The following is a 15,050-nucleotide window of genomic DNA, read 5'->3' as shown; positions in this document are numbered from 1 at the left end:
TTACTGCACCAGATAGGGTTTGGGAGTTGTCTGCTGGGGCTCATGCAACCCATGCTGCACCGGGAAATCCCCCATCAGATACGGATGCATACCCTGGTTCTTGAGGTTCTGCAGGAACTGCCCGAAGCCGGTCAGATCGGCCATCTTGGGGACCTCGGCCAGACCGCGCAGGTTCTGCTGGCCGATCTCGTCGATGATGGTCTGCAGGGGTTCCATCGGCGCCTCGATGAACTCGGCCATTGTCCAGATACGGATCCGCGCCTTGGCCCAGGGCGAGCGCAAAACACCCAGATGCTTGCTTTCGATCTGTTGCAGCCTCGCCGCCTCCTGCCGGATATCCGCGAAATTCCGGTTCGACTTGAACAGCGGGACCGCCCAGCTTCCCGAGATGACCGAGATCTGCGCATTGGGGTCCTTGGCGATATCCCATTCGACATCCTCGATATGGTCCCGCGGCCCCATCTGGAAACACTGCCGCTCGCCGCGTGTATTCCAGATCAGGCTGGCGAGAAACGCCCTCGGGTTATAGTCTCGCAAGGCCGCACTGTCGCAAAGCGCCCCGTTCATCACCGTCTGCCCATCCGAGAACTCGGCACGTTCGGGCGCGAACAGGTGGCCGTGCACCCGTGTGCCGGTGACCCGCGCCAACCATTGCTCGAAATTCTCGAAAAGGTCGCCAAACCCCTCGAAAACCGAGTACTGCGCACAGGTCAGCCCGTTTTCACGCCCTTCGACCGGAAAACGGCTTTGCATGTAAAGGCCGGGACGCCCGCGCGTCCGCCGCTCCACCGCCTTGGAAAAGATGCGGTCGATCTTGCCGGGATTGGGCTCGGTGCGCTTCATCGCGCCCGCATTGTCGCTCATGAAGGCATCGTAAAGCCGATTGGCAAACGGCCAGATCTTGCGCGCCACGAAACAGTCCGACCGACGCAGAAGCTGTAGGTGATCGTCATAGAAAATATGCGGCTTGCCCTGATAGTCGAATTTCGACAGCGTCAGCGACCGGCTTTCAATCTGCAGCGAATACTGCCGCGAAAGCGTCTGGAAATAGCTTTCGTCGGGGATCCAAACCCGCTGGAAATAGGCGTCGTAAACCTGCCGGTCAGGATCGGACAGGATCGCCGACAGGGTCTGGCGCGTCAGGCACCACCATTGGCTGCCCATATGCGGCACGAGCCCATTGGGGATGCGCCGCTTGAACCCAAGGCGGCGTTGCAGCGACACGTATTTGTCGAACAGATAGCGATGCTTGCGCCACGAGAACGGGAACCGCAGCGTGAAACGCTCTTGATCGAGGCCCCCCATCGTCCAGGGCACGTCGGCGGTGGTGGCGGATTCGATGAAATCGGTATGCGGACGCTCGGCCAGATAGTCTTTGAGCTCCTGCACCGGTCGGAGCGGCAGGCACGAACCCGAGGCCAGATAGACATGCCGCACATCCTCGAACTCATCCAGCATGAGCTGACCGGCGCTTTGCGTCGCCGCCACCAGCCCCCATGTGCCCCATTCACAGCGATGCCGCTTGCAGAAACGGACATCGGGCAGATCGGAAAGCGCATTGACGAAGGCGTTATAGGTCTTGGCGGGCACCGACTTGTCGGCATGTATCACAAGCGGGCAACCGGCCGCGGCCCAGTGGCGCGCCACCTGCTCCGCACGGTCAAACGCCGTGTGAACCAACATGATGATACCAACACTCACTGCCCGTCGCCCTTTTTCAAGCCCAGTTCCCCTTGGACATCAGTCCGAGGATCTCCAGTTGCCGCCAGTTTATATACTTTTCCGACCATTTGCACCAAAGGTCTGGATTATCCTTAAGGTTATCGTAATAGGCCTTGTATTCGATGCTGGCCGCATAGTGCTGCTTGCGCTCCAGTTCCTCTTCCGCCTTGGCGGCGAAGGTATCGAGAAACTTGGCGTGAAGCAGGATGCCGCTGGCCTTTTCGCCGCCAAGCGTATCGTAGGTCTGGTTCAGCCCTCGCGGCAAAAGCATGTGGGTCGAACTGACATAGGCATAGCGCCGGTCCCATTTCACCAGCGGGATCTTGTTGAGCGCGGGCGCCTTGGCCGGGGTATTGGGAAAGAACACCCGCGCGCGCGGACCGCCCTGAATCCACAAATTGCCGAAGGCCGGATTCTTCTGGATCAGGTAGTTGCCGGGATCGAACCACGAGGCGATCTCCATCGGGTTCTGACCCACGCGGTAGGGCACCGCGTCCATCCGCCCCTTGGGATACATATCCAGCAACATCGCCCCGAACGATCGAAGCTGCGACACGTCAAGCCAATCGGTCAGTGCGCGGATCGGGCGGGTATCGCAGAACGGATAGACAAAGAATTCGTCGGGATCGACCACCAGGGACCAGTGCTCATGACCGTATTTCGCCTGCAACCAGTTCAGCCAGTCGACCCCGAACCGCGCGGCCTTGTAGCTGGCCTTGGTTGTCCAGAGAGACACATCCGGCTGATCGGCCAGATACTCCCGGCCGCCATCCTGGCTGTTGTTGTCCACCATCAGGAAATGCGACACACCAAGGTCGCGATAGTATTTCAGGAAATAGGGCAGCCGCACGTTCTCGTCGCGAAAGGTCGAGAACAACAGGATATCGCCCGCGCGGATCTTTCCGGTGCGGTTCTCGACCGGGATCAACGAGAAATGCTTGCGCCAGGCACGAACCTTCGCCCGCTTGCGCTTGAGACGCATGTGATATGACTGCACAAAGCTCAAGCCGTGCCTCTCTGCTGTTCTCTTATATTTGCGGCGTAAACTAGCCGATCGTGGCTTAACATACTCTTTTTCCAGACCGAAAATAAACCTGTGCCGTTCTTTCCCGCTTCATGCTTGCGGTCAATCCTAAACCCATCCTCCCCTGGACATCAGCCCCATCGCCTCGAGCTGGCGCCAACTGACGAACTTTGTCGAGCCCTCGCACCAGAAGTCCGGGTTGGCGATCAGCCCGTCATAGTAGCTCTCATATAGATCGCTATTGGCGAAATGTTCGCGCCGCTCCTTCTCCTCGGCGGATTTCTCGACGACCACATCAAGGAACTTGCTATGCAGCAACACACCCGACAGAATCTCGCCGCCCTCCTCGCAGTAAACCCTGTTGAGACGCCGAGGCAGTAGCGAATGGGTCGAGCTGACATAGGCGAAACGTCGGTTCCATTTGACAAGAGGGGTCTTGCTCAATGTCGGCGCCTGCTGCGGGCGATCGGCAAAGAAGAACCGCGCGCGCACCCCGCCCTGCACCCAAAGGTTCTGAAGGTCCGGCTTCTTTTGCATCACGTAATTGCCGCCATCGAACCAGCACAGCTGTTGAAACGGATCGTCTCCGGGCCGATACGTCTGCGCCTTCAGCGGCCCCTTGGGATACATGTCCAGCATCAACGCGCCAAAGGACTGCCGGTCATTGGTCTCCAGCCATTCGCACAACGCACGCAGCGAGCGGGTGTCGTGATGCGGATAGATAAAGGTCTCGTCGGCATCCAGCGTCAGGCACCAATGGCCATGCGCGTGACGGATCTGCAGCCATGTCAGCCAGTCCATGCCAAAGCGCGACAGCTTGTAACTCTGCCCTGTCGACCAAAGCGAAACGTCACTCTGCGCCGCCAGATACTCCTGCGTGCCGTCATCGCTGTCATTGTCGACGATCAGAAAATGATCGACCCCCAACCGCCGGTGATGATTGAGGAAATGCGGAAGCCGAACCATCTCGTTGCGCATGGTCGCCGCCGCAAGGATCGCACCGGGGGCAATCTGGCCCGTCCGATCGGCAACCGACGTCAGCTGATGGCGCTTGCGCAGCGCACGATACAGCAGCCTGCGCCGCTTCCATCGCAGCCGATAGGCGATACCTGCATCCCTGAGCAACCCCATACAGCTTTGCCTGACCTGTGCTAAACACCCGGAGAATCGGCTTTATTTGGCGTAATGTCCAGTTTGATGCCATCGCCAGGCATCGCCGATCATCTGTTCCAGCGTCGATCGCGCAGGGCTCCAGCCCAGTTCCGAAACCGCGCGCGTCGATCCCGACACCAGCTTGGTGCAATCGCCCGGCCGCCGCAGCCCCTCGATGGTCGGCACTTCGCGACCGGTCATCGCGGCGGCGCGATCGATGACCTCGCGCACCGAAAACCCGCTGCCGGTCCCAAGGTTGAACGCGCGGCTTTCCTTGCCCTCTTCCAGCCACTTCAGACCCTGAAGATGCGCATCCACCAGGTCCATCACATGCACGTAGTCGCGGATGCAGGTGCCGTCCGGTGTCTCGTAATCGGTCCCGAAAATGGTCAGCGCATCGCGCTTGCCGTCAATCGCATCGAGAATCAGCGGCACGAGATGCGTCTCGGGCTGGTGGAACTCGCCCACCTCGGCCTCGGGATCGGCACCGGCCACGTTGAAATAGCGGAAGATAACGTGGCGCAGCCCATAGGCTGCCTCGAAATCGCGCAGGATGTCCTCGACCGCGCGCTTGCTTGAACCATAGGCATTGATCGGGTGACGTGCGCTCGATTCATCCAGCACCACGTTATCCTGATCGCCATAGGTCGCGCAGGTGGACGAGAACACCACGTCAAGACAACCCGCCTCCACCGCCGCCTGAAACAGCGTCAGCGAGCCGGCGACATTGTTATGCCAGTAAAGCCCCGGCTCGCGCATGCTCTCGCCGACCTGGCTCAACGCGGCAAAATGCAGGATGGCTGCGGGCTGGTAGGCGGCAAATATCTGGTCCAGCCGCTCGCGGTCATTCAGGTCGCCCTTCTCGAACGGACCGAACTGCACCGCGTCCTCCCAGCCCGTGCTGAGATTGTCGTAGGTCACCGGCGTATAGCCCGCGCCCTTCAACGCCTTGCAGGCATGAGAGCCGATATACCCGGCGCCCCCCGTGACAAGGATATTGGTCAAACCCGACCCTCCGCGAGATTACTGCGCTGCCTTCTCGGAATACATGATATCGCTGAGAAAGGCCCGCAGATCGTCGCGCAGATCCTCACGCGCCAGCGCAAAGGCGACGGTCGCCTGCAGGAAACCGGATTTGGAACCACAGTCATAGCGCTGCCCGTCAAAACGGTATCCGTAAACCTCTTCGCCGGCATCCCGTGCATCGGCGATCGCGTCGGTCAGCTGAATCTCGCCCCCCGCGCCGGTCCGCTTCTTGTTGAGCATCTTGAGAACCGTCGGCGTCAGGATATAGCGCCCGATCACCGCCAGGTTCGACGGCGCCTCGCCCAGCTTCGGCTTCTCGACCATCCCCTTGGTCGACACGATGCGCCCCATGTCTTCCTTGATATCCAGAACACCATAGGACGAGGCCTGCACGTCGGGCACTTCCATCGCGGCGACGATATTGCCCTGGGTCTCCTCGAACGCCTCGACCATCTGCGACAGGCACGGCTTGTCGGCGGCGATCACGTCATCGGGCAGGATCACGGCGAAAGGCTCGTTCGCGATTAGGTGGCGTGCGCACCATACCGCATGGCCCAGCCCAAGCGGCTTGTGCTGGCGAACATAGGCGATCTGCCCACTATCCATGTTGGTGCTTTTCAGCAGTTGCAGAAGATCGTCCTTGCCCTTGCGGCGCAGCTCCTGTTCGAGCTGCGGTGCAAGATCGAAATAATCCTCCAGCGCACCTTTGCCACGCGAGGTGACAAAGATGAAATCCTTGATGCCGGCCGCGCGCGCCTCGTCGATCGCATATTGGACCAGCGGACGGTCGACCAGGGTCATGATCTCCTTGGGGACCGATTTCGTCGCAGGCAAAAATCGTGTGCCAAGCCCAGCAACCGGAAAAATTGCTTTTGTTACTTTCTTCTTCATGACTGCTCCCGACTGTTTACCCAACGTGGCCGATCTATAAGCCACTCAGGAACCCAATGCATTGATTAATGTCCAAATATGAAGATTTCTGGGCCTCGCTGCGACAATCGCAACATCAGGCCAAAAAACACTCATTCCGCTTTCATTTGACTCATCATCGTTTCGATCCGCAAGACATCTTCCGGATTATTCAATTCCCAGAACTGCCTCCCACGCGATTCGACCTCGACACAGCGCACGGCGTGGCCGTTCTCCAGGAACCGAAGCTGTTCCAGCCCCTCAAGCCGCTCCAACTCTCCTTCCGGCCAGCCCGGATAGGCCGAGAGCGCCGCCGGCCGATAGGCGTAGACCCCGACATGGTGGAACACCGGCGTCGGGTCTTCGTCGCCATAAGTGACCGCGGAAAAGGGAATCACCTCCTTGGAAAAATAAAGCGCGTGCCGGCGGGCATCGAACACCGCCGTCGTTCCGCCCACTCGTCCCGCGCGACGGTCCTCAAGGAATCCGTTCAGCGCCCTACCGTCGCAGCGCAACACCGGTGTCGCCATGCTTGCGTCGGGATCGTCGGCCAATTGCGCGATCAGTGCCTCGACGAACCAATGCGGGGTCAGCGGTGCATCACCCTGCAGGTTCACGACGATCTCGTATTCGCCGCCCAGCGCCTCATGGGCCTCGGCGCAGCGTTCGGTGCCGTTCCGGCAGGTTTCGGACGTCATCACCACGTCTGCGCCAAAGCCTTCGGCCGCCTGCCGGATGCGTTCGTCATCCGTCGCCACCACGACCCGCACATCGCCCGCCACCCTCAGCGCGGCTTCCCAGCTTCTCTGGATCAGGCTCTTGCTGATCCCCGTGGCGCCGGTCAGTTCCACCAATGGCTTTCCGGGGTAACGGCTCGAGGCGTATCGCGCCGGGATAACGACAAGAACAGACATCATGCGCCCTTCAGATTAACGCCCGGTGCAAAGGCGATGAAGAACGGATTGGCGAATCCGTCCTTGCCATAGCGCAGCGGCGTGTGGTCGTCGAAGCGCACCACCTGCCCGCCGGCACCATGCAACACGGCCTGCCCGGCGGCGGTATCCCACTCCATCGTGCGCCCAAGGCGCGGATAAAGATCGGCCTCGCCCGTCGCCACAAGACAGAACTTCAGAGACGATCCCGCGCTGGTCATGTCCTTGACGCCGTATTTGCCGATATAATCGTCAGTGGCCTGATCGCGGTGCGATTTACTGGCCACCACCATCAGCGCCGCGTTATCCGGTTCCGATACCCGGATCGGATTCAGCGCGCCGACGACCTCCCTGTCGAAAGGCCCCTCTTCCTCGACCGAAGCCCCATCAGCCTGCGTAAAGAACATGCGCTCACGCGCCGGTGCGTAAACCACACCACGAACCGGCACGCCGTTCTCGACATAGGCGATATTCACGGTGAAATCGCCGCGACGGTTGATGAATTCCTTGGTGCCGTCCAGCGGATCGACAATCAGGAAGGTATCGACGCTCTGCCCATGTGATTCCGCCTGCTCTTCGGTCACCAGCGGCATGTCGGGAAACGCCGCGCGCAACCCCGCCGAGATCAGCGCGTCAGCCGCCTCGTCGGCCTCGGTGACGGGGCTGTCATCGGATTTCACCTTCACGTCGAAATCATCGGCGTTATAGATATCCATGATCCGGTCGCCCGCTTCCAGGGCCAGTTGCCGCATGACCCCGACAAGTCTCTCGTGATTCAATGTGATACTCCTGCCTGCTTGTGCTGCGGCATGTTCACCGCCTGTTGATCGAATGCTTGCAGCCCCTTATGATACGCCGCTAACCGGACAGCAAGAAATCCGTGCAAGTATTCAACAGGCAGTCAGCGGCGGTTAAATGTTTCACAAAGTCACTCCCAGAAGTGGGCTGCAATCTGCCTTCGCGATTGCGGAACTGATATATCATTCGGTTGTCCGGTCGGTTCGCAAGTCACATGGCAATGCGTTCATGGCGCTGTTCAACAACATCCTTACAGCGGTCATATTCGTTCTCGCCTTCTACCTCATGTTCTCGGTTCTCGGCCTGCGCAGCGCCCGCCTGCGTGGCGACTTCCTGCTTTACATGATGACCGGGATCTTCCTGTTCCTGACCCACATCAAGGCGCTTGGCGCCGTCGTCGGGGCCGAGGGTCCATCTTCCCCGATGATGCAGCACGCGCCGATGAACACGGTCATATCGGTGGCTTCGGCGGCGCTCGGCTCGCTCTATATCCAGGTGCTGTCGATGCTCGTAATCCTGTTCGTCTATCATGTCGCCTTCACTCCGTTCGAGGTGGACCAGCCGATCGCGGCGTTCTCCATGCTGCTTCTGGCGTGGTTCACGGGTGTGTCGGTCGGGCTGGTGCTGCTGGCGGTCAAACCTTGGGCGCCCGGTTTCGTGACGATCTTCACCACCATCTACCAGCGCGCCAACATGATCGCCTCGGGCAAGATGTTCGTCGCCAATTCGCTGCCACCCTTCATGCTCTCGATGTTCGACTGGAACCCGCTTTTTCACGCCATCGACCAGTGCCGCGGTTTCACCTTCATCAATTACTTCCCGCGCAATTCGTCGCTTCAGTATCCCATCACTGTCGCCGTGGTTCTTCTGGTCATCGGCATGATGGGCGAGTTTTACACCCGCCAATACGCCTCCAAAAGCTGGAACGCCCGCCGCTGATCGCGCTCAATCCACCACCCTCAGCGTCAGGTTGATCCGCCCGCCGCCCTCCAACAGCGTCGAGGAACCCGGCCTGATCCGGTCGATCCCGTGGTAGACCAGCCGCGCCTCGCCCCCCATCACCACCACGTCGCCTGATTCCAGCCACAGCGATTCGGTCTTGCCGCCCCGCGTGGTGTTCCCGATCCGGAACAGCGCCGAATCTCCCAGCGACACCGACAGCACCGGCCAGCCGAAATCGGCCTCGTCGCGATCCTGGTGCATGCCCATCCTTGCCCCGTCACGATAGACATTCACAAGACAGCAATCCGGCAGCCGCTCGCGCCCCACCAGGTCACGCCAGATCTCCAGCACCTCCTCGGGGATCGGCGGCCACGCCTGCCCGTCCGGGTGCCGCCGCTCATAGCGGTATCCCTTGCGGTCGGCATACCACCCATATCGCCCCGCCGATGTCATGCGCACGGTCATTGCCTTGCCATAGGGTGTCATCGGCGAAAACAGCGGCGCCTGGCGCACCACCTCCCGCAACGCCGCGACCAATGCGTCCTGCCTGGCCCCGTCGAGCGCCCCCTTGTAGACCTCCACACCCCTCACCTTCAGCGTCGGTTCCGTCATGTTGCACCTTTCTCAGACAGCCCTTCCCTTGAATTAAGCGCAGAATCCCGATTTCCAGCCCTCCAGCCCGCTTGCAGGGTCAGTTCCGCCTGCCTATATACCCGCAAAGCGCGGACCCACGGCAGGTCGTGGCCCGCTCCCAGATCGGAGGCCCGGTGCCAGAACGGGTCGGGCGTCCGGAACATCGCCTTAATAAAGAAGGGATCGAACAACATGTCCAAAGTCATTGGTATTGACCTCGGAACCACCAACAGCTGCATCGCCATCATGGATGGCAGTCAGGCGCGCGTGATCGAAAACTCCGAAGGCGCCCGTACGACGCCCTCGATCGTCGCCTTCACCGAAGGTGAGCGCCTTGTCGGCCAGCCCGCCAAGCGCCAGGCCGTGACCAACCCAGAGAACACCATCTTCGGCGTCAAGCGCCTGATCGGTCGCCGCGTAGACGACAGCGATCTCGCCAAGGACAAGAAGAACATGCCGTTCAACGTCATCGACGGCGGCAACGGCGACGCCTGGGTCGAGGCCCGTGGCGAAAAATACAGCCCCTCGCAGATTTCCGCCTTCATCCTCGGCAAGATGAAGGAAACCGCCGAGAGCTACCTCGGAGAGGAAGTGACCCAGGCGGTCATCACCGTCCCGGCCTATTTCAACGACGCACAGCGTCAGGCCACCAAGGACGCCGGCAAGATCGCCGGCCTCGAAGTGCTGCGCATCATCAACGAGCCGACAGCCGCCGCGCTGGCCTACGGTCTCGACAAGAAGGAAACGCAGACCATCGCCGTCTATGACCTTGGCGGCGGTACCTTCGACGTGACCATCCTCGAGATCGACGATGGCCTGTTCGAGGTGAAAGCCACCAACGGCGACACGTTCCTCGGCGGTGAAGACTTCGACATGCGGATCGTCAACTACCTCGCCGACGAGTTCAAGAAAGAGCACGGAGTCGACCTGACCAAGGACAAGATGGCCCTCCAGCGCCTGAAAGAGGCCGCCGAGAAAGCCAAGATCGAACTGTCCAGCAGCTCGCAGACCGAGATCAACCAGCCCTTCATCTCGATGGGTTCCGACGGTCAGCCGCTGCACATGGTCATGAAACTGACCCGCGCCAAGCTGGAAAGCCTTGTGGGCGACCTGATCAAATCCTCGATGAAGCCCTGCGCCGCGGCCCTCAAGGACGCCGGCATCTCGGCCGATGAGATCGACGAGGTTGTCCTTGTCGGCGGCATGACCCGCATGCCCAAGGTGGTCGAGGAAGTGACCAAATTCTTCGGCAAGGAGCCCCACAAGGGCGTGAACCCTGACGAGGTGGTTGCAATGGGCGCCGCCATTCAGGCCGGTGTCCTGCAAGGCGACGTCAAGGACGTGGTCCTGCTCGACGTGACCCCGCTGTCCCTTGGTATCGAAACGCTTGGCGGCGTCTTCACCCGCCTCATTGACCGCAACACCACGATCCCGACCAACAAGTCGCAGATCTTCTCGACCGCCGAGGACAACCAGAGCGCCGTGACGATCCGTGTCTTCCAGGGTGAACGCGAGATGGCGGCCGACAACAAACTGCTCGGCCAGTTCAACCTCGAAAACATCCCGCCCGCACCGCGCGGCATGCCCCAGATCGAGGTGACCTTCGATATCGACGCCAACGGCATCGTCTCTGTTTCCGCCAAGGACAAGGGCACCAACAAGGAACAGAAGATCACGATCCAGGCGTCGGGCGGCCTGACCGACGAAGACATCGAGAAGATGGTCAAGGAAGCCGAGGAAAACGCCGAGTCCGACAAGGCCCGCCGCGAACTGATCGAGTCGAAGAACCAGGCCGAAAGCCTGATCCATTCGACCGAGAAATCGCTCGAGGAGCACTCGGACAAGGTCGATCCGACCACGGTCGAGGCGATCGAACTCGCCGTCGCGGCCCTCAAGGACGACCTCGAGAAGGACGACGTGACCGCCGACAAGGTCAAGGCGGGCATCCAGAACGTCACCGAGGCCGCGATGAAGCTCGGCGAGGCGATCTACAAGGCCCAGACCGAGGATGGCGATGGCGAACCCAGCGCCGCCGATCAGGCCGGGGCCGGTGACGATGACATCGTCGACGCCGACTTCGAGGACCTTGACGACGACAAGCGCTCGTAACGCGCCTGACGGGACCAACAGGGCCGGTCCTATCATTGGACCGGCCCTGCGTGTTCCAGCAAAAGGAGATCCCCGATGGCCAAACGAGACTATTATGAAGTCCTCGGCGTAGCACGGGGCGCGTCGGCGGATGAAATCAAGAAAGCCTATCGCACCAAGGCGAAAGAGCTTCATCCCGACCGCAACAAGGACAATCCCGACGCCGAATCCCAGTTCAAGGAAGCTGGCGAAGCCTATGACGTCCTGAAGGATCCGGAAAAGAAGGCCGCCTATGACAGGTTCGGCCATGCCGCGTTCGATGGTGGCATGGGCGGCGGTGGCGGCCCGCGTCCGGGCGGCGGCTTCGGCGGTGCCCAGGGTCAAGGCGATTTCGCCTCGGCCTTCTCCGATGTGTTCGACGACCTGTTCGGCGATTTCATGGGCGGCGGGCGTGCAGGTGCCGGGCGACAGCGCGCATCGCGCGGCTCCGATCTGCGCTACAACCTGCGCGTCACCCTCGAAGACGCCTTCACCGGCATCCAGAAAACCATCAACGTCCCGACATCCGTTGCCTGTGATGCCTGCAGCGGCACCGGCGCCGAAGGCGGCTCCGAGCCCACCACCTGCCCCACCTGTTCGGGCATGGGCAAAGTGCGCGCGCAACAGGGCTTCTTCACGGTCGAACGCACCTGTCCCACCTGTTCGGGTCTGGGCCAGATCATCAAGAACCCCTGCAAGACCTGTCATGGCCAGGGCCGCGTCGAGAAAGACCGCGCCTTGAACGTCAACATCCCCGCCGGTGTCGAGACCGGCACCCGGATTCGTCTCGCCGGCGAAGGCGAGGCCGGGATGCGCGGCGGTCCTCCGGGCGACCTCTACATCTTCATCGAGGTTGCAAAGCACGACATATTCGAGCGTGAGGATAACAACCTGTTCTGCCGCGTGCCCGTCTCGATGACCGATGCCGCGCTTGGTGGCGACATCGAAGTGCCCACCATCGACGGTGGCCGCTCGCGGGTGAAAATCCCCGGCGGGTCGCAATCCGGTCGCCAGATGCGACTGCGCAACAAGGGGATGCCTGCGCTACGTGGCGGCGGCTATGGTGACATGTTCATCGAACTGGCCGTGGAAACGCCGGTGAACCTGACCAGCCGCCAGAAAGAGCTCCTGCGCGAATTCGACTCTCTCTCCGAGGACAACAACCCCGAGAGCAAGAGCTTCTTTTCCTCCGTGAAAAGCTTCTGGGACGGCATGAAGGGCTGAACGGGCGGTGCGCGGCGGCACTGCATTCGTCACCGTGATCCATTTGAAAGGGGCGTGCCACAGGCGCGCCCCTTTTGTTTTACCAGCCGCCAAACCGTTAACGCGCGCCGGGCCGACACGATACCGACACAATACAGACGTGATACCGACGCGACGCCGAAGCCGTTTTTCACTCTCCGTTAACCTTTTTCTAACCCTCTCGGCGCACCCTCTCCTCATGTCAGATCCACGCGCCTTTTCCGAAATGTCCCTACCCCTTTTCGGCGCCGACGAGGCCCCCTCCGGCCCCGCCCCAGCCCCCGCACGCCTGCCCTCCTATATCCGCGATCACCGCCAGCGCCTGCGCGAACGCTTCCTCACAGGCGGCGCCGATGCCATGCCCGATTACGAGCTGCTTGAGCTGCTCCTCTTTCGCGCCATCCCGCGCCGCGACGTCAAGCCAGTAGCGCGCCAGCTCCTTGATAAGTTTGGGGATTTCAACCACATCCTCTCGGCGCCAATCCACCAGCTGCAAGAGGTGTCAGGCATCGGCGATGCCGTCATTTGCGAGCTCAAGATCGTCGAGGCCGCCGCCCACCGCCTCGCGCGCGCACGGGTCATGCAGCGGCAGGTGATCTCGTCCTGGGATGCGCTGCTGGATTACTGCCACACCACGATGGCGCATCGCGAAACCGAACAGTTCCGGGTGTTCTTCCTTGATCGCAAGAACATCCTGATCGCCGACGAAGCGCAGGCCAGCGGCACTGTCGACCACGTTCCCGTCTACCCCCGCGAGGTCGTGAAACGGGCCCTTCAGCTGAACGCCAGTGCATTGATTCTAGTGCATAATCACCCCTCGGGCGACCCCACGCCATCCGAGTCCGACATTACCATGACCAACCGTATTCAGACTGCGGCGGACGCTCTCGGGATCACCCTGCATGACCATCTCATCATCGGCAGATCCTGCGAGCTCAGCTTTCGTGCCGCGGGCTATCTCTAGCGCACCCAGACCTCCACGCGCCGGTTCACCTGTCGGCCCCACTCGCTGTCGTCGCACGCCATCGGCATCGCCTCGCCAAATGCCTCCGTCTCGATCGCGATGCGCGACAGGTTCGCTGTCTCGGCAGCATCGCTCACCGCGCGCCGCACCGCCTCGGCCCTTCGCATCGCGATCGCACGATTGCTCTCGGCAGGTCCCTCACCATCGCTGAAGCCCACAAAAACAAGCCGCCGCGCGTCATAGTTCCCAACCTCCAGCGAACGCGCCAGTTGCTGGACATTCGAGCGCGACTGCGCATCCAGCCTTACCGAACCGGCCTCGAACCGAAAGGTCGTCGTCAACCGTTTCATCGGCGAAAGCACTCGCACCATGCGCTGAAGTTCCGCCAACTCCACCTCGTCCCCCGCCTGCGCAATCGCGTTCGCAAAACGGTCCCCCTGCAGGCTGATCGCGATCTCCTCGGGTGCCTGATCCACGAACCCGGCCCGGCGCACCACCAGCTGCGCCGAAGGATCGCGCAGATAGGTCAGAAAGTCGCGCATCAGACTGGGAAACCTCCGCGCCGGCAGGTAAAGAAACAGTGGAGTCGTCAGCGGGTAATCCTCGGTCTTCACAGCGCGCCGGGTCGCCCTAAGCGAGAAACCACAGGCGCCTTTCAGCGCCAGTTCCCATGTATTTCCCGTCTCCGACCGACTGGTCACGCCAAGCCCGAATGGGTCGCGCTCCAACGCTTGAACCAAAGCCAGACCGTCCTCATGCCGCTTCGCCTGATCGGTCAGAGCCGACCCCGTCGGGGTAAGCAGTCGGTCGACCGTGGCCTGCCCCAGTCCCGACCGGCCACTGACCACATGCACCGTGATCGGCGCATCCGGTCCGCCCAGATCGGCCCAGTTGGCAATCTCGCCCGACAGCACCTGCGCCAGCTCTGGTGTCGTGATTCCCTGCACAGGATTGCTGGCGGCAACCACCGGCACCAGCGCGTCCAATGCAACGATCCGGCTGCGCCCGCTTGCCGCCAGGTCGCCCATTCCGGCCGCACGCGCATGCGTGCGCTCGTCGCGTCGCACCTCACGCAGCGACATCACCATATCCGCCTCATTGGCCAGCAGGTCGGCAAAGCCCTCATCGGTATTCGACAGCTTGACAGTGAACTCGCCCAGCAACCTGTCTGACTCTGAATCCGTCAGCGAAAAGAGGATTTGCCGCTCGTCGAGATCGGTCCGTTCAAGATCATAGTCGTAGCGGATCGCAAAGGCTTCGAGCAGCGCGGGAATCAGCACGCGCCCGATCACCGGCGCCCCCGACAGCGTCACGCGCGCGACGTAGTTCTCAAGGTTGGGGCATCCCGGCCCCTCGCACAACACGCCCGATCCATCCACCGTCAACTCGCCATAAACGGTATCGACACGGTAGAACTCACCGTCATAGCCAAGCAGGTTTCCCGATATCTCGACATCGCCATCGCGCGAGATAAGGGTCACATCCTGCGCGACACCCGGCAGGGCGAAGGCAAACAAAAATAGTGCGGCGATGATCGCCGCACGCACCAATGGCATCAGACACCCCCCAGTTGCTGCGG

Annotated in this window: 13 protein-coding genes; 4 read left to right on the top strand and 9 right to left on the bottom strand. The window is 61.3% G+C overall.

Annotation, left to right across the window (positions count from 1 at the left end; translation table 11 throughout):
- The 7 genes from ROH8110_RS10570 to cysQ all read right to left on the bottom strand — a co-directional run bounded on the left by ROH8110_RS10570 (window position 1) and on the right by cysQ (window position 7,544).
- A complete protein-coding gene (locus ROH8110_RS10570) occupies window positions 1–1,701 on the bottom strand; it encodes a DUF5927 domain-containing protein (RefSeq protein WP_085817698.1) in 1,701 nt (566 codons plus the stop codon).
- Between the two features lie 16 nt (window positions 1,702–1,717).
- A complete protein-coding gene (locus tag ROH8110_RS10565) occupies window positions 1,718–2,704 on the bottom strand; it encodes a glycosyltransferase family 2 protein (RefSeq protein ID WP_085817697.1) in 987 nt (328 codons plus the stop codon).
- 150 nt (window positions 2,705–2,854) lie between these two features.
- Window positions 2,855–3,877, bottom strand: a complete 1,023-nt coding sequence (locus ROH8110_RS10560; protein WP_085817696.1) for a glycosyltransferase family 2 protein — start codon at window positions 3,875–3,877, stop codon at window positions 2,855–2,857.
- Window positions 3,878–3,919: 42 nt separating this feature from the next.
- Window positions 3,920–4,903 (bottom strand): UDP-glucose 4-epimerase GalE, encoded by a 984-nt coding sequence (gene galE, locus ROH8110_RS10555; RefSeq protein ID WP_085817695.1) that lies wholly within the window; start codon window positions 4,901–4,903, stop codon window positions 3,920–3,922.
- An 18-nt stretch (window positions 4,904–4,921) separates the two neighbouring features.
- Window positions 4,922–5,815 carry a UTP--glucose-1-phosphate uridylyltransferase GalU gene (gene galU, locus ROH8110_RS10550; RefSeq protein ID WP_085817694.1) on the bottom strand — a complete coding sequence of 298 codons (894 nt, stop codon included), beginning with the start codon at window positions 5,813–5,815 and terminating at the stop codon, window positions 4,922–4,924.
- 131 nt (window positions 5,816–5,946) lie between these two features.
- Complete coding sequence (locus ROH8110_RS10545; protein ID WP_085817851.1) at window positions 5,947–6,747, bottom strand: 3-deoxy-manno-octulosonate cytidylyltransferase; 801 nt, start codon at window positions 6,745–6,747, stop codon at window positions 5,947–5,949.
- A complete protein-coding gene (cysQ, locus tag ROH8110_RS10540; RefSeq protein ID WP_085817693.1) occupies window positions 6,747–7,544 on the bottom strand; it encodes a 3'(2'),5'-bisphosphate nucleotidase CysQ in 798 nt (265 codons plus the stop codon). The genes ROH8110_RS10545 and cysQ overlap by 1 nt, the downstream gene beginning before the upstream one ends.
- A 136-nt stretch (window positions 7,545–7,680) precedes the next feature.
- Here cysQ and ROH8110_RS10535 point away from each other — a divergent pair, with 136 nt between their 5' ends.
- The gene (locus ROH8110_RS10535; RefSeq protein WP_085817692.1) at window positions 7,681–8,502 is read left to right on the top strand and encodes an ABC transporter permease; all 822 of its coding nucleotides are present in this window, start codon (window positions 7,681–7,683) and stop codon (window positions 8,500–8,502) included.
- A gap of 6 nt (window positions 8,503–8,508) precedes the next feature.
- On the opposite strand, the gene ROH8110_RS10530 is transcribed toward ROH8110_RS10535, so the two are convergent.
- Complete coding sequence (locus tag ROH8110_RS10530) at window positions 8,509–9,117, bottom strand: alpha-ketoglutarate-dependent dioxygenase AlkB family protein (RefSeq protein WP_085817691.1); 609 nt, start codon at window positions 9,115–9,117, stop codon at window positions 8,509–8,511.
- Window positions 9,118–9,330: 213 nt separating this feature from the next.
- Between ROH8110_RS10530 and dnaK the strand changes: the two genes are divergently transcribed.
- The 3 genes from dnaK to radC all read left to right on the top strand — a co-directional run bounded on the left by dnaK (window position 9,331) and on the right by radC (window position 13,471).
- Window positions 9,331–11,247, top strand: coding sequence for a molecular chaperone DnaK (gene dnaK / locus ROH8110_RS10520; protein WP_085817689.1), 1,917 nt, complete (start codon window positions 9,331–9,333; stop codon window positions 11,245–11,247).
- A gap of 75 nt (window positions 11,248–11,322) precedes the next feature.
- Window positions 11,323–12,489 (top strand): molecular chaperone DnaJ, encoded by a 1,167-nt coding sequence (gene dnaJ, locus ROH8110_RS10515; RefSeq protein ID WP_085817688.1) that lies wholly within the window; start codon window positions 11,323–11,325, stop codon window positions 12,487–12,489.
- Window positions 12,490–12,706: 217 nt separating this feature from the next.
- Window positions 12,707–13,471: a RadC family protein gene (radC, locus tag ROH8110_RS10510; RefSeq protein ID WP_085817687.1), complete on the top strand. Its 765-nt coding sequence runs from the start codon at window positions 12,707–12,709 to the stop codon at window positions 13,469–13,471.
- Here the strand turns inward: radC and ROH8110_RS10505 are convergent.
- Window positions 13,468–15,027, bottom strand: coding sequence for a substrate-binding domain-containing protein (locus tag ROH8110_RS10505; protein ID WP_085817686.1), 1,560 nt, complete (start codon window positions 15,025–15,027; stop codon window positions 13,468–13,470). The two genes, radC and ROH8110_RS10505, sit on opposite strands and share 4 nt — an antisense overlap.
- Window positions 15,028–15,050: the final 23 nt, after the last annotated feature.

It is taken from the genome of Roseovarius halotolerans, assembly GCF_900172255.1.
Taxonomy (GTDB): Bacteria; Pseudomonadota; Alphaproteobacteria; order Rhodobacterales; family Rhodobacteraceae; genus Roseovarius; species Roseovarius halotolerans.
The sequence above is the reverse complement of the archived record's forward strand: the minus strand, read 5'-3'. Positions and strand labels throughout refer to the sequence as shown.

Bases quoted from the DNA above. Each gene is read 5' to 3' on its own strand.
- ROH8110_RS10565 (WP_085817697.1), bottom strand. From the start codon at position 2,704: ATGCGTCTCAAGCGCAAGCGGGCGAAGGTTCGTGCCTGGCGCAAGCAT.
- ROH8110_RS10560 (WP_085817696.1), bottom strand. From the start codon at position 3,877: ATGGGGTTGCTCAGGGATGCAGGTATCGCCTATCGGCTGCGATGGAAG.
- galU (WP_085817694.1), bottom strand. From the start codon at position 5,815: ATGAAGAAGAAAGTAACAAAAGCAATTTTTCCGGTTGCTGGGCTTGGC.
- ROH8110_RS10545 (WP_085817851.1), bottom strand. From the start codon at position 6,747: ATGTCTGTTCTTGTCGTTATCCCGGCGCGATACGCCTCGAGCCGTTAC.
- ROH8110_RS10535 (WP_085817692.1), top strand. From the start codon at position 7,681: ATGTTTCACAAAGTCACTCCCAGAAGTGGGCTGCAATCTGCCTTCGCG.
- ROH8110_RS10530 (WP_085817691.1), bottom strand. From the start codon at position 9,117: ATGACGGAACCGACGCTGAAGGTGAGGGGTGTGGAGGTCTACAAGGGG.
- dnaK (WP_085817689.1), top strand. From the start codon at position 9,331: ATGTCCAAAGTCATTGGTATTGACCTCGGAACCACCAACAGCTGCATC.
- dnaJ (WP_085817688.1), top strand. From the start codon at position 11,323: ATGGCCAAACGAGACTATTATGAAGTCCTCGGCGTAGCACGGGGCGCG.
- radC (WP_085817687.1), top strand. From the start codon at position 12,707: ATGTCAGATCCACGCGCCTTTTCCGAAATGTCCCTACCCCTTTTCGGC.
- ROH8110_RS10505 (WP_085817686.1), bottom strand. From the start codon at position 15,027: ATGCCATTGGTGCGTGCGGCGATCATCGCCGCACTATTTTTGTTTGCC.